The 21307-nt window shown below is 67.7% G+C and carries 10 protein-coding genes; all 10 read right to left on the bottom strand.

Annotation, left to right across the window (positions count from 1 at the left end; genetic code table 11):
- Positions 1-6: 6 nt before the first annotated feature.
- The 10 genes from VF643_RS14140 to VF643_RS14095 all read right to left on the bottom strand — a co-directional run bounded on the left by VF643_RS14140 (position 7) and on the right by VF643_RS14095 (position 21176).
- On the bottom strand, positions 7-2505 hold the full coding sequence (locus VF643_RS14140; RefSeq protein WP_331044028.1) for a TonB-dependent receptor: 2499 nt from the start codon (positions 2503-2505) through the stop codon (positions 7-9).
- Between the two features lie 95 nt (positions 2506-2600).
- Positions 2601-3584 (bottom strand): LacI family DNA-binding transcriptional regulator, encoded by a 984-nt coding sequence (locus VF643_RS14135; protein WP_331044027.1) that lies wholly within the window; start codon positions 3582-3584, stop codon positions 2601-2603.
- Between the two features lie 94 nt (positions 3585-3678).
- Positions 3679-5493 (bottom strand): glycoside hydrolase family 35 protein, encoded by a 1815-nt coding sequence (locus tag VF643_RS14130; protein ID WP_331044026.1) that lies wholly within the window; start codon positions 5491-5493, stop codon positions 3679-3681.
- Between the two features lie 2 nt (positions 5494-5495).
- The gene (locus VF643_RS14125; protein WP_331044025.1) at positions 5496-7412 is read right to left on the bottom strand and encodes an alpha-L-fucosidase; all 1917 of its coding nucleotides are present in this window, start codon (positions 7410-7412) and stop codon (positions 5496-5498) included.
- Positions 7409-9730 (bottom strand): GH92 family glycosyl hydrolase, encoded by a 2322-nt coding sequence (locus VF643_RS14120; RefSeq protein ID WP_331044024.1) that lies wholly within the window; start codon positions 9728-9730, stop codon positions 7409-7411. Before VF643_RS14120 ends, VF643_RS14125 begins: the two co-directional genes overlap by 4 nt.
- Positions 9727-11154, bottom strand: a complete 1428-nt coding sequence (locus tag VF643_RS14115) for a glycoside hydrolase family 125 protein (RefSeq protein ID WP_331044023.1) — start codon at positions 11152-11154, stop codon at positions 9727-9729. Before VF643_RS14115 ends, VF643_RS14120 begins: the two co-directional genes overlap by 4 nt.
- On the bottom strand, positions 11151-13724 hold the full coding sequence (locus tag VF643_RS14110) for a glycoside hydrolase family 3 C-terminal domain-containing protein (RefSeq protein WP_331044022.1): 2574 nt from the start codon (positions 13722-13724) through the stop codon (positions 11151-11153). The genes VF643_RS14115 and VF643_RS14110 overlap by 4 nt, the downstream gene beginning before the upstream one ends.
- A complete protein-coding gene (locus VF643_RS14105) occupies positions 13724-16372 on the bottom strand; it encodes a beta-mannosidase (RefSeq protein WP_331044021.1) in 2649 nt (882 codons plus the stop codon). The genes VF643_RS14110 and VF643_RS14105 overlap by 1 nt, the downstream gene beginning before the upstream one ends.
- Positions 16369-18981 (bottom strand): beta-mannosidase, encoded by a 2613-nt coding sequence (locus VF643_RS14100; RefSeq protein ID WP_331044020.1) that lies wholly within the window; start codon positions 18979-18981, stop codon positions 16369-16371. Before VF643_RS14100 ends, VF643_RS14105 begins: the two co-directional genes overlap by 4 nt.
- Positions 18978-21176, bottom strand: coding sequence for a beta-N-acetylhexosaminidase (locus VF643_RS14095; protein ID WP_331044156.1), 2199 nt, complete (start codon positions 21174-21176; stop codon positions 18978-18980). Before VF643_RS14095 ends, VF643_RS14100 begins: the two co-directional genes overlap by 4 nt.
- Positions 21177-21307: the final 131 nt, after the last annotated feature.

Here is a 21307-nt window from a genome sequence, read left to right as displayed (position 1 = left end):
TGCGGATCAGAAGCCGAACCGAACCGCCGCCGATATCGTGCGTCCCGTGATCGAGCGTGCCCGCACGATGCCGTTCGTCGGGATCGCGCCTTCCTCCGCTTCGGTGATGCCCTTGATATCGAAGACGTTGTTGGCGTTCACGCTGACCGTGACGTTTTCCGCTGGGCGCAGCGCGATGAAGCCGTTGACCTGGGTATAGCCTGGCATCTTCAGCTGATTGCTATCCTGGGCGAAGCTGTCGGTCGTGCCGATCACGTTCGCGCCGAACGTCACCGGGCCGAAATCCACCTGCGGCGTCACCTGGTAGATGAACTTGGCCTGCCGGCGGGGGCGGTTGCCCTCGACGGCGGGGTTCAGCACGTCCCGCGTGATTTCGGCATCGGTGTACGTGCCACCCGCCGACAGCGAGAACGGCCCGCGCGCGATCCGCGCTTCCAGCTCGACACCCTTCGCCTCGTAATCGCGGTTGAAGAACCGCTGCGTCGTGGCCTCGAAATTCTGCTCCTCGGTGCGTGCCCAGAAGCCGGTCGCGTAGAGGGACACACCGCTCTGACGGAACTTGAAGCCGCCCTCCAGCTGGCGGACGAAATCCACCGCCGCGCCTTCATCGGTCAGCCCGCCGGTCACCGGATTGATCGACGGGCCGAACAGCAGCCGGTCGGCATTGGCGCGGCCGCCCCGGCTGTAGCGGGCAAACAGGGCGGTGGCATCGGTCAGGCGGAAATTCACGCCGCCCGAATAGGACAGATAGTCGTAATTGTAATTGAGCGGCGAGCGGCGAGCCGGGATCACCGCGACCTGGCGCTCGGCGGCGGAAATCACGCCGTCGCCGTTGATGTCGAAGGTCGTGATCCCTGGGCCGAAGCCTGCGCCGAGGTCGGCACCCGCAACGCTGCCGCGTGCACGGCCGAAATCGTAGCGCAGCGAACCGTCGATGTTGAAGCGCCCGAGGCTGAGCCCGAGCTGCGCAAACGGTGCGTAGGTGGTGTAGTCGAGATCATAGGAACGACGGCAGCAATTGCCGAAGAAGCTCGCCGAATAGCCCGGCACGCCCATCTGGGTCACCGGCACGCCGGCAGCGGTGCGCACATCGACCAGCGCGGCGCGGCCGTTGTCGGCGACGGTCTGCACGAACGAGGTCCACAGCCAGTCGGTCTCGATGTCCTGGCGCGACGCATAGAAGCCGCCGGTGATCGACAGCGATCCCGTCCCCAACGGGACCGATCCGTTCACGCGGATGTCGTTGGTGATGTTGTTCAGGCTCTTCAGATCGACGTCGAACAGCACGACGTTGGCGAGCAGTCCGTTGCCGTTCAGGCCGGCAGGATTGGCAATGCGTTGACCGCTCTGCGGCCCGCCGGCGAAGAACAGCTGTGCCCCTGCCCCGCCGAGGTCGTTGGCGACGCCCTGCGCCGATCCGACGCTGGCCGGGAAGGGCGAGGTGAAGCCGCCGGAGATATCGGCGTAGCGGAAGCGCTCGACCAGGTTCCAGCTTTCCGCGATCGGGATCTGGGCTTCGAGTCCGCCGGCGTACACCACCGGATGCTGGCCGTTGGTGATCGAGCGCGTCACCGGCCGGTTGTCGCCGTCGAGCGTCCGCGCGGTGCGGATGTTGCCGCTGTGCAGCGTGCCGTTCTGGATCGAGAAATTGGCGATGTTGCGGTATTCGGGATCGTCGTTGCTGCCGGTCACCAGCACGGGATTGGGCAGATAGCCGATCGCGCGATCGTCGAGATATTTGCCGTGGAAGCGGATGAAACCGCCGCCGTCGAACGACTTGGTGATGTTCGCCTTGATCTGGCCGCCGCGCACGCCGTCATAGCCGACGTCGCGCTGACCATCACCGATCCGGTAGAAGCCGCCGAGATGATAGGTGACGCTGTCCGACAGCTTGCCACCATAGTCGAAGTCGGCGCGATATTCACGGTAGTCGAGCCCGCTCGACAGCTGGAACGATCCGCCCTCCTGCTCGCCGGTCTTGGAGAGGAAGTTGATGACGCCGCCTGGCGAGTTGGACGCGAAGGTGGAGGCCGATCCGCCGCGCACCGATTCGACCGTGCGCACGTTGAAGTCGGCGCGCAGGAAGATGTCGGCATTGCCGAAGGTGATGTCGCCGAACTCCAGGATCGGCAGGCCGTCCTCCTGAAGCTGGAGGAATTTCGAGCCGCCGGATGCGACCGGCAGGCCGCGCACCGAGATGTTGGCGTTGCCGTCGCCGCCCGAGGCCTCGACCCGGATACCGGGGAGGTTGCGGAGCAGTTCGCCCGACGTCCGCGGCGCAAGCTGGATCAGCGCTTCCGATCCGATGGAACTGGTGGTGATGGAAGATTCGAGCCGGTTGGTTCCTTGCGCGACGGCGGTGACGACGATGTCCTCGTCGGCTCCGGCTTCGACGGGCGAAGAGGTGGCGGCATCCTGCGGCGACTCGGCTGCGCTCTGGGCGGAGGCAGTCCCCGCCAGCGCCACAGCGGCGATTCCGGCGAGCAGATTGTGACGTAGCTTCATGCGATCCTCCCTCGGCCGAGGCCTTCTGTGAAGCCTCTCCCGGCCGTCATAGCGCCATCGCAAACGATTGCAACGCCTTTCGCAATCGTTTGCGGTTAGGCGGATTGCCGGATGACGAGAGTTGGTGGAACGATCGCCGACTCCGCGGGCTCGCCCGAGATGCGCTTCATCAGGCGATCGACCATGAGTTCGGCGCCCAGCGCGAGATCCTGACGGATCGTGGTGAGCGGCGGGGAAGTGTGCGCGGCCAGCGTGACATCGTCATAGCCGATCACCGCGGTCGTTCCGGGCACGTCGACGCCAGCCTCCGCCAATGCGCGCAGCACGCTCATCGCCGCAACGTCGGACGCCGCGAATATCCCTTCCAGTGAGGAGCCGTTCGCAAGTCGCGCAGACACCGCCGCGTGCACCGCTTCCGGAATCATCGCAGTCGCCAGCACCTCCACGAACGTGCCCGCCTCGCGTGCCGCCGCCTCGAATCCTGCCAGGCGGTCGGCAAATTCGGGCGGTTGGGGATCACCCACGAACATCAACCGCCCCGCGCCCCGCGCGATCAGATGGCGTGCAGCAAGCCGGCCGCCTTCGACATTGTCGGACCCGATCGTCAGGTGGCGCTGACCCGGACGGTTGGCGCCCCAGGTCACCAGCGGCTGGTAGCGCGCGGCGACCCGCTCGATCGCGGCCCCCTGATCGGACTGGCCGACGAGCAGCAAACCGTCGATCCGCCCGCTGTCGACCAGACGATCGAGCCAATCGGCGCCTGCGGGGATCACCCGCGAGAGCAGGATATCGTAGCCGCGCTCCACCAGCATGTCCGCCAGGAACCCCAGCAGCGTCAGGAAGAACGGATCGCTCAGATGCTGCGTGCGCGCGTGGCCAAGGGGAAGAACCAGACCGATCGCCCCAGTATTCTTCAATCGCAGGTTGCGCGCCAGCTGATTGGGGCGGACGTCATGTTCGCGCGCCAACGCCTGAATGCGCTCGCGTGTCGCTGCATTGACCGAGGGATGCCCCGCCAATGCGCGCGAAACGGTGGAAGTCGCAACGCCCGCCAGCGTCGCCAATTGGGCCAGATTCATGGCGGTCGAACGTCCTTCTCTTGCCGAATGACCCAGGTTTCGCCCTACGATCAGCAGCGCGCCACTGCAAATCTTGGGTTCAGACGCGCGCCCATCAGCCGGGGCGGGGCGCATCCCAGATCGGGCTTGTACCCGCCGCCAGGGTGCGGGCGCCGCCGCCCTCCAGATCGAGAACGACGACGCTGTTGGCACCGGGTCGAAGCCATTCCGCCGGCACGTACAGGTGCCGCTGCGGGCCGATCGACCAGTACCGGCCGAGATTGTGGCCGTTGACCCAGGCATAGCCCATCCCCCAGCCGCGCATGTCGAGGAAGGTATAGCCGGTGGCGGCGAGATCGACGGTGCCGCGGTAGAAGGCGGGGCCGTTCAGCGCGGCATCACCGAAGGTCAGTTCGGACACGTCGTCCAGGGGCAGCGGCTGATGATCCCAGCCGGTCAGCGGTACGCCGCCGAGCAGGACCATCCCGTCGATCCCCTTGCGGTCACGGCCGGTGAGCGGGCCGTAATTGATCCGGCCGAACGCCGATATGAGCAGGTCGATCGTCTCGCCGCGGCGCACGGTGATCGCCAGATCGGTCTGCTTCAGGCGCCGGTCGAGCGTGCCGACGCGCCGTCCAGCGATCGAAACCACCGCATGATCGTGCGGTTCGAAACGCAGGACGCCGCTCAGGTCGCGCGTGGCGCGATGGCGGTAGAGCATCAGGCCGTGGGATTGTTCCATCACCTCCATCGGTTGCGGTCGGTCATGGTGGAGCGGTGGCTTGTGCAATTGCGCGAGCGGCGCGGTCTGGCTCAGGGAAAAACGCGGGATCGTGATCCCGGCTTGCGGGGCGGGCAGAGCCGGACCGGTGACCCCGTGGCGAAGCAGCACGTCGCGCACGGCGGCATATTTGGCGGTCGGCCGGCCCGCCTCGTCGAGCAGCGCGTCATAATCGTAGCTGGTGATGTCGGGCTGATAGCCCTTGGCTGGGTCGAGATTGGCCCCTGCATCGAACGCGAACGAGGTGCCGCCGTGAAACATGTAGAAGCTGAACGAACTGCCCGCCTTCATCATCGCGTCGATGTTGCGCGCGAGCGGTTCTGCGGGGACGACCTGGTGCGGCTCTCCCCAATGATCGAACCAGCCGCTCCAGACTTCACTGGCGTAGCGCGGTGCGCCGGGGCGAGCCTTGGCAAGGCGCGCGAACTCGCCGATGGCATTGTCGGTGGAAGCGAAGTCGATCGCCGCCACCGCGCCCGGCACCATACCCTTTTCGACCACCGCTGCGCCATCCGCGGTGTAGAGCGGCACCTCGAACCCGGCCGCGCGGACCAGGTCGCGCATCGCGGTCATATAGGCCGCGTCCTGCCCGAACGAGCCGTATTCGTTCTCGACCTGAACCAGGATCACCGGGCCGCCGCGGGTGATCTGGAGCGGCGCCAATTCCTGCCCCAGCCGCTTCAGCCATGCGGTCGTCGCGGCCATGTAGCGCGGATCGAGCGTGCGGACGCGCAGGGCGGGGTCGGCGAACAACCAAGCCGGATAGCCGCCCGCGTCCCATTCGCCGCAGATATACGGTCCGGGGCGCAGCGCGACGTACAGCCCCTCCTCCTGCGCGATGCGCAGGAACGCAGCGACATCGTTCTGGCCGGTGAAGTCGTATCGGCCGGGCCGCGGTTCGTGGACGCTCCAGAAGCAATAGGCCGACAGCGTGTTGAGACCCAGCGACCGGGCCTTCTTCATGCGATCCCGCCAGCAGGCACGCGGAATGCGGGGATAGTGCATCTCGGCCGCGCGAATCTGGAACGGTTGGCCGTCGAGCAGGAAGGCGTCGCCTTCGATCGCGAACCGCTGGCGGGGCGCGGCTGTGGCCCCCGCTGCGCTCAGCGCGCCCGCGCCGGCGATGAAGCTGCGGCGATCGACCCGCACGCCTACTTGCCCGGCCCGAAGGCGCCGACCTCTGCCACCGCAATCCGCGGGTCGGCGGTGGCGAGCGCAGGGAGCGTCAGGCGCAGGTAGCGCGCGGCACGGTGGCTGGCGAACGCGATCCGCTGGGTGGCGCGCGCATAAGCGATGTTCGAGAATTCGCCCTCAGCGCCAGCGGTCCAGTCGCGACCGTCGTCACTGGTTTCCGCCACATAGCGCGACGGCGGCCCTGCGCCTTCGGTAGCGTGGCGGGTGGGGGTAAGGCTGAAACCCGCCAGGTCGTGCACGCGGCCGAGATCGATCGTGACCCGGACAGGCTTGCCGGGCGCAGGGGCAGGTGCGGTCCAGACGGTCGCGGCATCGTCGTCGAACAATGCCTCGGCACCAGGACCGCTCGCCGCCACGACGCGCCAGCCGGCCTTTGCGACGATCGCCGATCCCGGCGAGAGCGAAGGTGCCACCGCGACCGGCGCGACCGAGCGGAATAGCGCAACCTCGGTAATCGCGGGGCAGGCCGGGGCCTCGACGATCCTGAGGCGCAACCGCCGTGTCGTCACCGGTTCGGACAAGCGGACGATGCGCTGTGCGCCGATACACTCGTGGCGCGCGATCTCCCGCCAGCCGTTCCCGACCGCAATGTCGAGCGCGAAGCGCGTGACCCGCACGCCCAGCGCCAGATGTTCGCGCAGACGGATCAGGTCGAAGCTGCGGCCCGGCGGCAGATCGAGAATAAGTTCGGGCGTGGTGACCGTATCGGGCGTGCTCCAATAGCTGTCGCGGTTGCGATCGAGCACGTTGGCGGCGGCGAAACCGGGGCCGCGCTCGGCGCTGGCGTGCGCGACCGCGCCTTGTGCCAGGTCAGTCGCAAAGCTCGCCTTGAGCGCGGTGCCGAATGCCGCCAGCGAAGCGAGGTCGGGATCGGCGATCCGGCCGCGGCGATCGGGCGGCAGGTTGAGCAGCATGTTCGTGCCGCGCCCGACCGATTCATCATACAGCTTCATCAGCCGTGCCGGGCTTTTCACCTGCGCGTCCTCGTCGGGGTGGTAGAACCAGCCGGGCCGGATCGAGGTGTTGGTCTCCGCCGGCCACCACAGCGCCGCGCCGCGGACGCCGGCATTGCCGTTTTCCTGCGTATATTCAGCGTTCGGCATCGTCGGCCAGCACGGGTCGCCGGCATGGCCGTCCTCGTTCCCCACCCAGCGGATATCGGCGCCCAGCGGATCGAAGGTGCACGCCATCGGCTGGAGCTTGTGGACCAGCGCCACGATCGACGGCCAATTGTAATAGCTGACCGCGTCGATCTTGCGCGTCTCGCGCGCGCCGCCGTAATAGCCGTCGCCGCCGTTCGCACCGTCGAACCACACTTCGTAGAGTTCGCCGTAATTGGTGCACAGGTCGGTCAGCTGCGCCCGATAATAGTCGATATATGATGGCCGTCCGTAATCCGCGCGGTTGCGGTCCCACGGCGAGAGATACAGGCCGTAAGCGATGCCGCCGCGGCGGCATGCGGCACCGAGTTCGCCGACGATGTCGCCCTTGCCGTTCTTATACGGGCTGTTGCGGACGCAATGTTCGGTGAGCGGCGTGGGCCACAGGCAAAAGCCGTCGTGATGCTTGGCGGTCAGGATCAGACCGCGCAGGCCTGCGCTCTTGGCCGCGGCGACGATCTGGTCCGGGTCGAAGTCGGTCGGATCGAACAGCTTGGGATCTTCGTCGCCATAACCCCACTCCTTGTCGGTCCAAGTGTTCAGCGTGAAGTGGACGAAGCCATATTGCTCGCGCCGGTGCCAGGCGAGCTGGCGTGGCGACGGCGTGGCGCCCCAGGGTTTAGGCGCGCGAACCGGGGCGCGGCCGATCGCAGGCGTGGCTGCTCCGGCCAGGCTCATGGCGATCAGCGAGCGGCGGGTGACGTCTGCGGTCATAATTTCTCCAGCGTGCGGCCGAACGACGGCGGGCGATCGGCGGGGTCGGCGCCGAAGCCGCGGTTCGGCTCGGCCGCCATCTCGAACACCAGCCGGCCGCCGCGCGCGATCGCCGCATGCGGGATCCAGCTCTTCGTCCAGGGCCGGCCGTTCCACGTCACCCCCCGCACATAGGGCCGGTCCGGCGCGTTGCCCCGCGCCTCCACCACCAGCTTCCGTCCGCCCCCGACCCGCAGCTCGGCGAGATCGAACAGCGGCGACCCGAACACGTACACCGCGCTGACCGGATCGACCGGATACAGCCCCAGCGCGCTCATCACGAACCACGCGCTCATCTGCCCGCAATCGTCATTGCCGATCACCCCGTCGGGCGCGGCGTGGTACATCTCGTTCAGCAGCCGCCGGACGATCGCCTGCGTCTTCCAGGGCTGGCCCGCATAGGCATAGAGATAGGCGATATGGTGGCTCGGCTCGTTGCCGTGCGCATATTGGCCGATCAGCCCGGCGATGTCGGGCGGGGCGTCGGCGGGCAGAGTCGAGGGCGCCGAAAACAGCGCGTCGAGCTTCGTGACGAACCCCGCATCGCCCCCGAACAGCGCGATCAGCCCATAGATGTCGTGCTGGTTGAGGAAGGTCGCGGTCCAGCCGTTGCTCTCGGTATAGTCCCGCCACTTCTTCGAATGCCCGAGCGCCACCGGATCGAAGGGTTCGGCCCACGCCCCGTTCGCGAGCCGCGGCCGCATGAAGCCGGTCGCCGCATCGAAATGGTTGCGGAAATTGCCGCTCCGCGTCCGCAACGCTGCCGCATCCGCGCTCGCCCCAGCCGCCGCCGCCAGCGCCGCCATCGCCCAATCGTCATAGGCGTATTCGAGCGTCCGGCTGACCGATTCGAACATCGTGTCGGCAGGCACGTAGCCGCGGCGCATATAGTCACCGCGCCCCTTGCTGTTGTCGAGGTCAGGCCCCCCAGGATCGAACGCGCGTTTGCGGATCGTCGCCCACGCCCCCGCATAGTCGGCGGCGATCCCCTTGGCGTGCGCCTCGGCGAGCACCACCACCGAATGCCACCCCATCATGCACCCGGTCTCGACGCCCTGGAGCGGCCAGACCGGCGCGCCATACGGGCTCTGCGCCGCCTGCCGGATCAGGTCCGCCGCCATCTCCCCCACTCGCTCCGGCCGGATCAGCGTCAGCAGCGGATGCAGCGTCCGGTACGTGTCCCACAGCGAATAGGTGCTGTACGCCACCCCCTTCGCCGGCACCCGGTGCGGCTTGCCGTCCAGTCCGACATAGCGGCCGTCGACATCGGTGAAGAGCGTCGGCGCCAGCAGGCTGTGATACAGCGCGGTCGCCATGATCGTGCGCTGCGCCGGCGTACCGCCTTCGACCTTGACGGCTTCGAGTTCACCAGCCCAGGCCTTTGTAGCGGCGCTACGGTGCCGGTCGAAGGCCCAGCCTGGCGCCTCGGCATCCAGGTTCGCGCGCGCGCCTGCGACATCGACGGCGGAAATGCCGGTCTTGACGAGGATCGGCGCGGCGCCGGCATCGTCGTAATGGAGCACGACCTTCAGCCGCTTGCCCGCGACCCCTCGGTCCCCGGCGGGGGCGTCGCCATCACCGTAGAACACCACCCGGTCGGGGCGGCGCGACAGCTTCATCGCGAAATGGATGCGCCGCCCCTTCGCCCAGCGGAACACCCGCCGGCTTCCGGTCAACACGCCGTCGCCGTCGATCGCCAGCGACGCGTCGTCGATCAGCGTGCCGGTGTCCCATTTGTCGAGTACCAGATGCGACAGGTCGACCAGGATATGCCCTGCGCCGCGCGGAAAAGTATAGCGGTGCAGCCCGGTGCGCGCGGTGACGGTCAGCTCGGCGCGCACTCCGCTTTCCAGCGTCACGCGATAATAGCCCGGCTCGGCATGCTCGGCGGTGAAGCGCTGGCGATATCCGGCGTCGGGGTCGGCGAGCGTGCCCGGCGTCAACATCACCGGCCCGCCCCCGGCCTTCTGGGCAGTCGGCACCACCAGAATGTCGAGCATGTCGCCGATACCGGTGCCCGACAGATGGGTGTGCGAGAAGCCCATGATCGACGTATCGTCGCGGTGATAGCCAGAGCATGCGTCCCAGCGCTCGACATCGGTATCGGGGCTGAGCTGCACCATGCCGAACGGCAGCGTCGCGCCGGGATAGGTATGGCCATGCCCCCCGGTGCCGATGAACGGGTCGACCTTCGCGCGCGACACCTTGGCCGACACCGGCGCCACCTGGATGAGCACGCCGGCGGCGGACCCCGCGAGAAGCTGGCGACGGTCGATCATAGCGGTGCTGCCAGAATGTGCGGCTTGCGCGCAGCAACGTCGAGGATCAGTTCGCCGAACAGGCCGTTCGCCCAGGCGAACCATTTGCGCGTGAAGTTCGTGGGATCGTCGATGTCGAACGATTCATGGCAAAAGCCGGTGCCGCCATGCGTCGTCTTCAGCCATCGCAGGCATTGACGGACGGTCGCGTCGTCGCGCGCGTTGAGGGCGTGCATCGTGATCGCCATCGGCCATATCTGCCGCAGCAGCGTATGGGGGCTGCCTATCCCCTCCGCAGCCTTGCCCGAGAAGAAATAGGGATTGCGCGTGCTCCACGCCCGCGCTGCGGTTCGTTGCCAAAGCGGATCGTCGGCGCGCACGCAGCCCAGATACGCCAGCCCCGACAGGCTGGGGATGTTGGCATCGTCCATGAAATGTGCGTTGCCATAGCCATCGACCTCATAGGCCCAGATCGCCTGCCCGTGGGTGTCGCGCATCGTGCCGTGCAACCGCAGCGCGGTCTCCACCTCCGCTGCCAGCGCCGCTGCGTCCGCTGCGAGCCGGGTATCGCCCCGCGCCTCCTTGGCCACGTCGGCCAATTGCCGCAGCGCGCGAACCGCAAACAGATTTGCGGGGATCAGGAACGGGAACTGGCAAGCGTCGTCGGAAGGCCGAAAGCCCGAATGGATCATGCCGACGGGGCGCGACGGCGGACCCCAGCCGCCGAGCGCCATCGTCTCCGACGGAATCTGCGACTTGCGCTCGAAGCTGTACGGACCGCGCCCCTCTTTGCGCTGCTGCTCGCGGAACGTGCGCATGGAGGCGCGCGCAGCCTCCGCCCACAATGCGTCGAACGGCGCGGCATCGCGGGTCGCCCGCCAGTAACCGTGCGCCAGCCGCATCGGGTAGCAGAGCGAGTCCACCTCCCATTTGCGCTCGGCGACGCCGGGCTTCATCGTGGTGCGGTCCTCCTTGGCCCAGGACAGGTTCGTGCCGGCCGCCGGATCGCGCATGAAGGCGTTGGCATAAGGGTCGATCAGGATCGAGCGTGCCTGTCGCGCGATCACGCCGCGGAACAGCGTCCGCAAGCGCGCATCGGCCGCCGCCAGCGGCAGATACGGGTTCATCTGCGCCGAACTGTCGCGCAGCCACATGGCGTCGATGTCGCCGGTGATGACGAAGCCGTCCGGCTTGCCGTCGACGATCCCCTCGAACACCGTGGTGTCGAGCGTGTTGGGATAGCAATTGGCGAACAACCACGCGAGTTCGGGATCGGCGATCCGTGCGCTGACGGCGGCGATCCGCTCCTCCACCGCGCGGCTGACGAAGCGGCGGTCGCCGGGCGGCGGGCGGCGGCTGGCAAAGCGGGGTGCGGCGGCGGCGGGCAGCGCCAGCGTCGCCGTCAGTGCCCCTGCGCCCATGACGACATCGCGACGCGTGGTCATTTCGGCAGTTCCTCACGCCCAGTGACGGTGAAGCCCGCCTCTACTCCCGGCGCATCGCCTGGCTGTCCGCCACCCAGAAACAGGCGATACATCCCCGGCACCACCGCGCGCACGCCGTCGCGATCGACGCTGCTCATCCCGCGTGCATCCAGTGCGAAGCGCACGCGCTTCGTCTCGCCGGGCTTGAGCGACAGTCGCTGAAACCCCGCCAGCGCGCGTTGCAGCACCGGATCGGTGCCCAGCGGCCCGGGCGCGGCGGCGGGCGGCACGAGATATAGCTGCACCACCTCGTCGCCTGCCTGCGCGCCGGTGTTGGTCACGTCGGCAGCGATGCTCAGCGTCTCGCCAGCCGCCAAGGTCGCCGCCACCGACGGCTGTGCATAGGCGAATCGCGTGTAGCTGAGGCCGTGCCCGAACGGGTAGAGCGGCGTGCCGGTGAAATAGCGATAGGTTCGCTCACGCATCGAATAATCGACGAAGGCGGGCAGATCGCGGGTCGAACGGTAGAAGGTGACCGGCAATCGCCCGCCCGGATTGTTTGCGCCGGCCAGCGTCTCGGCAATGGCCTGGCCTCCCGCCTGCCCCGGATACCAGGCGGCGAGGATCGCATGGGCATGCGCCTTCGCCCATTCGATCGCCACCGCGCCGCCTGACATCAGGACCACGATCAGCGGCTTGCCCGTCGCAGCCGCGGCCTCCAGCAACGCCTGCTGAGGGCGGGGCAGGCCGATGTCGGTGCGGTCGCCGCCCTCGAACCCCGGCACGGTGATGCCGAGTGCTTCGCCTTCGACATCGGGGGACAGGCCGACGACCGCGACGATCGCATCGGCATCCGCCATCGCACCTGCCGCTTCGGCCAGTTGCACCGCGGCGGGTGCGCGCCACTGCAGCCGGATACCGCCATCCTCGCCGGCATGAACCAGTTCGACGCGGATCGCATGCGGTGCGGCATCGGCGAAATCGAGCGTCGCCTCCACCGCCTTGCCGCTGCCGTCGTCGTCGATCACCGGCTTGCCGTCGATCCACACCCGCACCGGATCGTGGCCGCGGCAGTCGAAGCAGCGTGGGATGTCCGCGCGCAACGTATAGGCGCCCGGCCCCGGCGGCGTGATCGTGCCTGTCCAGCGCACCGCATAGCGCGTCGCATCCATGCCCTTGGCCGGCGCCGCACGATCCCAGTCGAACGCGATCAACCGATCGGCACGCATCACGCGCGGGCGTCCCGACAGGTCGAGCGTGTCGAAATAGCTGCCCTGCACGCTCAGCGCGGTTTCCGGCACGGTGACCGCAACGCCTTCGGCCACCGCGGACCCTTGCGCATAGCGGACGCGCAAGGTGCCGAATTGCGCGCGCAGCCCCATCAGCGGGGTGATCGGCTGCGCGGCGGTGCCGTGGTAATTGGCCTCCAGCGATTCCAGCGCGTCGGCGTTCGGCCCCACCACCGCGATCCGCGCACCGGCTTTCAGCGGCAGGCGATCGCCGTCGTTCTTGAGAAGCACCATCGCCTTGCGCGCAGCCTCCAGCGCCAGCGCGCGATGCGTCGGCGTATCGACCTGGCTTGGCTTGATCTTCGTCCACGGACTCGTGCCGCCGAAGGCGGTGCCGAGCGCATGGCGTGCCTGGAACACGCGGGCGAGCGCGGTGTCGATCTGCGCCGGATCGGTTTCGTCCCGCGCCACCGCCTCCGGCAACCCGGCATAGGCATGGCCGCAATTTAGATCGAGGCCCGCCGCCAGCGCCGCCGCCGATGCCCCCGCCCGGTCACGGCGATAATGGTGATAGGCCGCGATGTTCGACACGGCGTCACAGTCCGATACGGTCAGCCCGGTGAACCCCCAATCCTTGCGCAATCGGTCGTTGAGCAGCGCCGAGGACGCGCATACCGGCACGCCAGCGATCGAATTATAGGCGCACATCACCGACCGCGCCTTGCCCTCGACGATCGCGGCGCGGAACGCGGGCGTATAGGTCGCCTCCATGTCGTAGGGCGACACATCGACATCGAAGCCGTCGCGCCCGGCCTCGGGTCCGCTGTGGGCCGCGAGATGTTTGGGCGTCGCGATCACCTTGGGATAGCGCGGGTCCGGCCCTTGCAGCCCGCGAACGAAGGCCGTGGCGAGTTGGCCCGTCAGGTACGGATCCTCGCCATAGGTCTCCTGCCCCCGCCCCCAGCGCGGATCGCGGTAGATGTTGATGTTGGGCGACCAGATGGTCAGCCCGCCGTAGCGCGGGCTGGCCGCGCCGCGCGGCCGGGCGTTGGCCCTGGCGCGCGCCTCGGTCGAGATCACATCGCCCACGCGCGCGATAAGCGGCGCGTCGAACGTCGCCGCGAGCGCGGTCGCCTGCGGGAATACCGTCGCGACACCATTGCGCGCCAGCCCGTGGAGCCCCTCGTTCCAATAGTCATACGCCGGCAGGTCGATCCGCGGCACCGCGGGCGCGTCGTTCTGCAATTGCGCCGCTTTTTCCTCGACGCTCAGCGTCGCGATCGCGCGGTCGATGGCCGTCGGTCGGTCTTCGGCAGCCGTCAGCAGCATGGCGGCCACCAGCATCGGCAGGCGCTTGCGCATCACGGCTCCACCCCGCGCAGGGTCCGGATCGTCAACGCCCGCTGCAACGCGCCAAGCGAGGCCGAGGATTTCACGACGACCGTCAGCCGATCTCCCGGTGCGATGTCGAAGGTGTTGTCCGAGAGCGTCACGTCGAGCTTGCCGAAGTCGATCCACACGCCCCGCGCCAGAGACTCGGCCGTCAGCGTCAGCGCGTAGCCCCCTGACACCGGCGCCAGCGTGGTGCGGATGTGAGGATCGGTGAGCGCCAGATCCTTGGCATGCGCGAAATAGACGAAATTGCGCGCCACTACCGCGTCGCCGGTAACGAGTTCGGCGACCGCGAACGTCCGCTTCGGGTCCGCTGTTCCGAGCAGTTCGGCATCGCTGAGACTCGCCAGCGCAATCGCGGCAAGCGGCGCGGCCGTCACCGGGCCGCCGCGATCCGAGAGCATCCGACCGTCTCGGTCGATCACCCGCAGCCGCCAGCGCGCGGGGAGTGCGTCGCGCTTGTCGGAGATGAGCGTGACGCTGGTGACGCCTTTGCTCCGCTGCGCTCCGATCGTCACCGGTGCGTAGAAGCGCCGCGCGCGATAGTGCAGCGCCTTCCACCGATTGCGATAGTCGATGCTGCCCCACGCAGCGCCGGTCCACAGCGAATTGATCTGTCCGGGCCAGGAATCATTCAAGGTCCAGTAGAGCGATCCCATCGCCTGGGGCCGCGAGGCACGCAGATGGGTGACCGCCATCTCGATCCCCTCCGCCTGGAACAATTGGGTGCGATAGACATAATCGGCGAAGTCGCGCGGCTCGCCGTAGTTGGCGCGCAGATAGCCCAGGATGCGGCCGTTGCCCTTGCCGCGATCGTAGCCGTTGTCCTTCAGCACGACGGGCACGGACGTGGTCCTGGCCGGTGCCAGAAACTCCGCGATCGTGCGCATGTCGGGCATGGATTGCAGCCCGAATTCGGACATGAAGCGCGTGTTCGTCGTCAGATAATCCTCCAGCGGCGCCCCGCTCCACACGCTCCAGAAATGGACATCGCCGTCCGTCGTCAGCTCGGCCGGACCATCATAGTCGGTCGTCGGCGATCCACCGAAATACGGTGTGCCCGGCGATTCCTGGCGGACGACCGCGCGCAGGATATTGTCGAACAACCGACGGATGCCGGCACCGAACACCTCCTGCTGATCGGGGGTCATCGCCGCCTTGAACGCCTTGCGGTCGTCCCAATGCTCCCACGCAGTCTGTACTTCGTTGTTGCCTACCCACATCACGACCGAAGCATGGCGCCGCATCCGGCGAACCTGCTCGACCGCTTCCAACCGCGTATTCTCGCGAAAAGCCTCGTCGTCGGGCGGCACTGCGCCACCGAAACTGAAATCCTGCCAGATCATCAGGCCGAGCCGGTCGGCGGTCGCGCACGCCGCCTCGTCCAGATAATAAGCGCCGCCCCAGACCCGGAGCAGGTTCATGTTCGCCGCCACGGCAGCTTCCAGCACTCCGTTCACCCGTTCCGGGTCGACGCGCGCACCGAAGCTGTCGGACGGAAGCAGATTGGCGCCCTTGGCGAAGATCGGCACGCCGTTGACGACGATCGCCATGCTGCGGCCCCAGCGATCCTTTTCGCGGCGGAGTTCGACGGTGCGCAGCCCGATCCGGTGCGTGTCGCGGCCGATCTCGTTCGTGCCCTCGCTGACGCGGGTCACGACGGCATAGAGATCGGGGTTGCCATAGCCGGCCGGCCACCAGCGGCGCGGCTTTTCGATGCGGATCGGCAACGTCACCGGGTTCAGCCCGGCGAACAGCGTCACCCGCCGGTCGAGCGTCTGCTGCGTACCGTCCGGCCCGCCGATCCGTACCTGCACGTCGACGGTGCGCGCTCGGTCCGACTGGATATTTACGCGGGCTTCGAGGACGGCCGCATCGTCGTCGAGATGCACCTGCTGGACATGGACGGTGTCGAGCCGTGCACCGTCATAGGCCTCCAGCCGCACCGCGCGCCAGATCCCTTGCGTGACGATGCGCGGCGCCCAGTCCCAGCCGTAATGATACCCTGCCTTGCGGACATAGGCCGCGGTCTGCCGCCCTTTGGGCTCGTCACCAAAGGCGGAATCGTAGGAGCCGGGCAATGGGTTCTTCTGCGCCAGAACGGTCGGCAGCCATTTGCGGATCGGCGATGCGAAATCGACCTCGATCCGGTTCGCGCCAACGCGGAGCAGCGGGCGTACTGCCGCACGCCAGCTGCGGTACATGTTGTCGGCGGTGACCACCGTCGTGCCGTTGACGCGAACGCTGGCGTAGGTGTCGAGCCCCTCGAACACCAGATCGACCTGCCGCGAGGCCAGCGTCGCGGCGTCAATCATCAAGGTGGTGCGATATTGCCAGTCGGCCAGCCCCACCCATTGCGCCGCGCGCTCGTTCTCGCCTTTCCACGGATCGCGCAATAGGCCCGCCGCCATCAGATCAGTCTGCACCGCACCCGGCACATGCGCGGGGAGCCAACGCGCGGCGCGCGGGTGAGCCTTGGCAGCCGGATCGCCGGGGGCGAGGCGCACCTGCCAGCCTTGGTCGAGCGAACGCGTTGCCGCCCTTGCCGGAGCCACGCACAGTCCGGCGACAACCAGCAGGAACGTCGCGAGCAGCCGCAACATCAGCCCTGTCCTCATGGAACCGTCCTGAAGTCGGTGCCCGCCAGCGTGCGGATTGCCAAAGATCGGCGCAGTGCCGCAGCCTTCGCCTTGCTGGCGACGGTGATCGTGATGCGCTCACCGGGAAGCAGGTCGAAGCCGTTGTCGGACAGGGTGGCATCGTGCGCGCCGAAGTCGATCCACACCGCCCGCGCCAGCCGCGTCGCGCCTATCGTCAGCCGGTCGCCGGACCATCTGGCGGTGATTCCCGGATCGGGTAACGTCATGGCCTTGGCCCGCACCGACGCGACCAGGCTGCGCGAAACGACCCGCTCTCCCTCAAGCAACTCGGCCACCGCGATGGTGCGCGCGGGATCGGCGAACAGCGTGGCGTCGGGCAGCGTCGCCACCGCCGTCGCGGACAATGGCGCGACATCGGCCATTCCTCCCCGCGTCGAAATCTCGCGGCCTTCCAGGTCGATGACCCGCACCCGCCAGCGCAGCGGCGTGGGCGTCGTCAGATCGGAGATCAGGCTGATCGTCGTCACGCCGCCCCTGCGCAGCGCCGCAATCGCCAGCGGCGCGTAAAAGCGGCGCGCGTGGAAGTTCAGCGCCTTCCACCGGCCATGATAATCGACGCTCGACCAGGATGCGCCCGGCCATACGTCGTTCATCTGCCAATACAGCGAACCCATCGTTCGCGGCCGACTGGCGCGGTGATGGAGGGCGGCCAGTTCTATTCCCTCCGCCTGCGCCACCTGGCTCAGATAGACGAAGTCGGCGAAGTCCCGCGGCTCGGCATAGGTATTGCGGATGTAGAGGAGGATGCGGTCGTTCCCCTCGCCCTTCAGAAATTTCTGATGCGCCTTCATCACGGGGGAGGTGATCGACAGGTCCGACGGTTTTGCGAAACTGCGGATCGTCTTCATGTCCGGCATCGCCTGCAAACCATATTCGGACATGAAGCGCGGCGTTTCGTCCAGATACGCCTCGACCGGCAGCTTGCCGCCCCACACGCTCCAATAATGCCGGTCGCCGTCGGTGGTGACGTCGGGCGGGCCTTCGTAATTGGCGCTGGGCGATCCGGGCCAATAAGGTACGTCGCCATCGCCCGCGGCCACCGCGGCGCGCAACACGCCATCGAACAGGATCGCCATCGCGGTGCCGATCCGCTCCTGCTCCGCCGCGCCCACCGCGCGCTTGAACGCGATGCGGTCGCCCCAGGTCTCCCAGCCGCTCAGCACCTCGTTGTTGCCCGCCCAGATCACGATCGCGGGATGCGCCTGCAACCGCGCGACCTGCTCCTCCGCCTCGATCCGGACGTTGTCGCGGAACGCAGCATCAGGGGGTGTCACCGCGCCGCCGAACATGAAGTCCTGCCACACCATCAGCCCCATCTCGTCGGCTTGGTCGTAGAAGGCGTCATCGAGATAATAACCGCCGCCCCAGACGCGCAGCATGTTCATGTTCGCGTCGCGCGCCGCGGTCATCACCGTGCGGATATGCTGCGGCGTCACCCGGTCGGGCAGGCTGTCGAAGGGGATCAGATTCGCGCCCTTCATGAAGACGGGCGTGCCGTTGACGACCAGCTCGAACCCCCTGCCCCATTGGTCCCGTGGCCGCCGCAATTCCACGGTGCGCAGGCCGGTGCGGCGTTGCGCGCTGTCCAGGGCCCCCGCTCCGCCGATCAACGTCGCGCGCACCGCATACAGCGGCTGTGCGCCATAGCCCACCGGCTGCCATCGTTTCGGGTCCGCGATGCTCAGCGGCACCGAGACGGCATTGCGCCCGGCTTCCAGCGCGACGTCCTGCACCGCAGACGTCACGCGGCCATCGGGCGCGGTGACATCGACCTTCACTTGCGCGGTCATCGCGCGATCGGCCGTCACGTCCAGATCGGCCGACAGTCGCGCCTGCGCGTCGGTGATCGCCACCTGCTGCACCCGGAACGCCTCTATCCGCGCACTATCCCACGCCTCGATCCGCGCCGCGCGCCACACGCCCAGCGTCACGATCCGCGGGCCCCAATCCCAGCCGTAGTGATATTTGGGCTTGCGGATGTAGGGCGAGGTTTGTTTGCCTGCGGGTTCGTCGCCGAACATCGAATCATATTCGCCGGGGAGCGGATTCTTCTCGGCCAGCACCATCGGCTGCAACCGCCTAATTGGCGAAGCGAACGACACCGTCACCTCGTTGCGACCCAAATGCAGCGCCGCCTTCGCCGGCACGCGCCAGCGGCGATGCGCATTGTCGGTCGTCGCCAGCTTCGTGCCGTTGACGAACACCTCGGCAAAGGTGTCCAGCCCGTCGAACACCAGATCGACATGATCGCGCGCCAGCATCGCCGCGTCGGCGGTGATCGTCGTGCGATATTGCCAGTCCGCCAGCCCGACCCATTGCACCTTCGCTTCGTTCAGCCCGACATAGGGATCGGGGATAAGGCGCGCGGCAAGCAAGTTCGATTGCACGCTGCCCGGCACCCTTGCCGTGATCCATCGCGCCGCGCGGGGATGCGCCTTGATCGCGGCATCGCAGGGCGCGAGGCGTACCTGCCAGCCGCTGTCGAGCGCACGCACGCTCTTGGGTGCCGCCGTCGCAAGCGCGGGCAGCAACGCCAACAGCATGCCCAGACACAAGCGCAGGATCATTTCGGCGTCAGCGCCACCGTGGCGACCGCATAGAAGGGACCGGCCAGCGGCGCGGTGAAGACCATGCAAAGATCGGCATCACCTTTGCCCCCCAGCTTGCCCGAATAGGTCATCCGCGCAGGGGCGGTGGCCGGGTCGGGCAGCGGGAACAAGCCGACGACGGTGCCGTCGCATCCGCCGCTGCGCACCACCAGTTCGCCGAAACGGCTGACGTTGTAATGCGAAACCAATGCCGTGACCTCATGCGCCAGGCCGTAATGGCGCGGCAGTCGCTGGACGTCGATCGTGAACCCGGATGCCTGATCCAGCGGCGCTGCCGGATAGAGCGAGCAGCCGTCGAACAGGTTGATGTCGAACACCGGGCCCCACTCGGTCGCCTCCGGGGTCACCGGTGCGCGCAGCCCGGCGCGTCCCTTGGGACAGGCGGTCAGTTCGGTGCTGGACCGGGTCAGCAGCGCCTGGCGACCGGTGTCGAACGCGCGCGGCGCAGCGGTGGCGCGACCGTCGGCGGTGAAGGCCGCGGCGCGGATCGTCACGCCCGGCTTCACCGACAGCGGCGCTGCATAAGCCCTGCTCCGCGCGGTCGGCGCACTGCCGTCCAGCGTATAGCGGATGCGTCCCTGGCCGATCTGTGTCGCCAGCGTCACCCGCGCCTTGCCGTCGCGCAGCGCCTTGCCCGCGCCGCCGTCGATGGCATAGCCCACCGCATATTCGGTGTCCGCCGCTGCGATCCCGCTGCGCGCATAGCGCAGCCGCTGCGGATCGAGCCGGGTCAGGAAGCCCGCGAAGTCGCGCTTCTCGCGCGGCGACCATGTAACCTCGGCGATCGCCGCCAGCCGCGGGAAGGTTGCGTGCTGGACCTGGCGGGGCGTCACCATATATTCGGCGAACAGCGGCGCCTCGGCACCCAGGATGTGCTTCGCCTTGTCCGGCGCCAGGCCGGCGGGCATCGGCTCGTAGGCGTACACATCCTTCAGCCCGACGAAATAGCGCCGCCCCGCCGGTTCGTCCGCGCGCGGCGTCTGCAGGCTGTCGAAATACAGCGTCGGTGCAGGCGCCAGCACCACGTCATGCCCTTGCGTGGCCGCATCCACCGCGCCCTTCTCGCCCCGCCACGACATGACCGAGGCCGATGGCGGCAACCCGCCCTCCAAGATCTCGTCCCAGCCGATCAGCCGCCGGCCGTGCTTGGCCAGATAATTGCCCAGCCGGTCGATGAACCAGCTCTGCAATCCGTTCTCGGTCTTGATCCCCAGCGCCGCCATCCGCGCCTGGATCGCGGGCGACAGCCGCCACTGGTCCTTGACCGCTTCATCGCCGCCGAGATGGATGAAGGTGGACGGAAATACCGCCATCAATTCGTCGAGGACGTTCTCGACGAAGGTCATGCTCGGCTCGTCGACGTTGAAGAGATAGGGATTGACCCCCCAGTCCCCCGACACCGGCGGCCGGTCCCCCATCACGCCATATTGCGGATAGGACGCGACCACCGCCTGCGCATGGCCGGGCAAGTCGATCTCGGGCACGATCGTGATGCCGCGCTCCTGCGCATAGCCGACCAGCGTGCGCAGCTCATCCTGCGTGTAGAAGCCGCCATGTACCGGCCCCGGCGCGGTGCCGCCGGCGGTGGGGGCATTCCGGAAGGCGCCGATCCGCGTCAGTTCGGGATAGCGCTTGATCTCCACCCGCCACCCCTGATCGTCGGTCAGGTGCAAATGGAGCGTGTTCAGCTTGATCGCGGCCATCGCGTCAATGATCGTACGGATCGATTCCAACGAATGGAAATGCCGTGCGACGTCGAGCATGTAGCCGCGCCAGACGAAGCGCGGCGCATCGCGGATCGTCACCGCCGCGACGCGCACGGGCTTGCCGAATGCGGCATCGGGGCTGAGCAGCTGCGACAGCGTCATCGCGCCATACAGCAGCCCGGCATCGTCCTTGGCGGCGATCGTGATGCCGCCCGGCGTGACGGTGAGCGTATAGCCCTCCGCCTTCGGCGTAGCGGCATCGCGAACGAAGCGGATCGCCGACTTGCCGCGGTCGACCGTCTGGAGCGTGAGGCCGCGTTCGGTGCGCACCCGAGCGACGAGGAGCCGTGCTGCGGTGACCGCGCCGGTGTCGCTTGCGTCTGCCAGGATGGTGGCGCCGTCACCGATGGTCAGCGCGCCGCGCGCCGGCTGCACCTCGGCCGGCATAGGCACGAGCGGCAGCGGCTTGGGCGACTTTTGCGCAAAAGCCGCGCCAGAATAAAAAAGCGCCGCCACGAGAAGCAGCGGCGCAGTGGGGGAACCGATGAAGGGCGATTTCGAATGACGCATCACAAGCA

It is taken from the genome of Sphingomonas sp. (genome assembly GCF_036387595.1).
In the GTDB taxonomy this organism is placed as follows: Bacteria; Pseudomonadota; Alphaproteobacteria; order Sphingomonadales; family Sphingomonadaceae; genus Sphingomonas.
The sequence above is the reverse complement of the archived record's forward strand: the minus strand, read 5'-3'. Positions and strand labels throughout refer to the sequence as shown.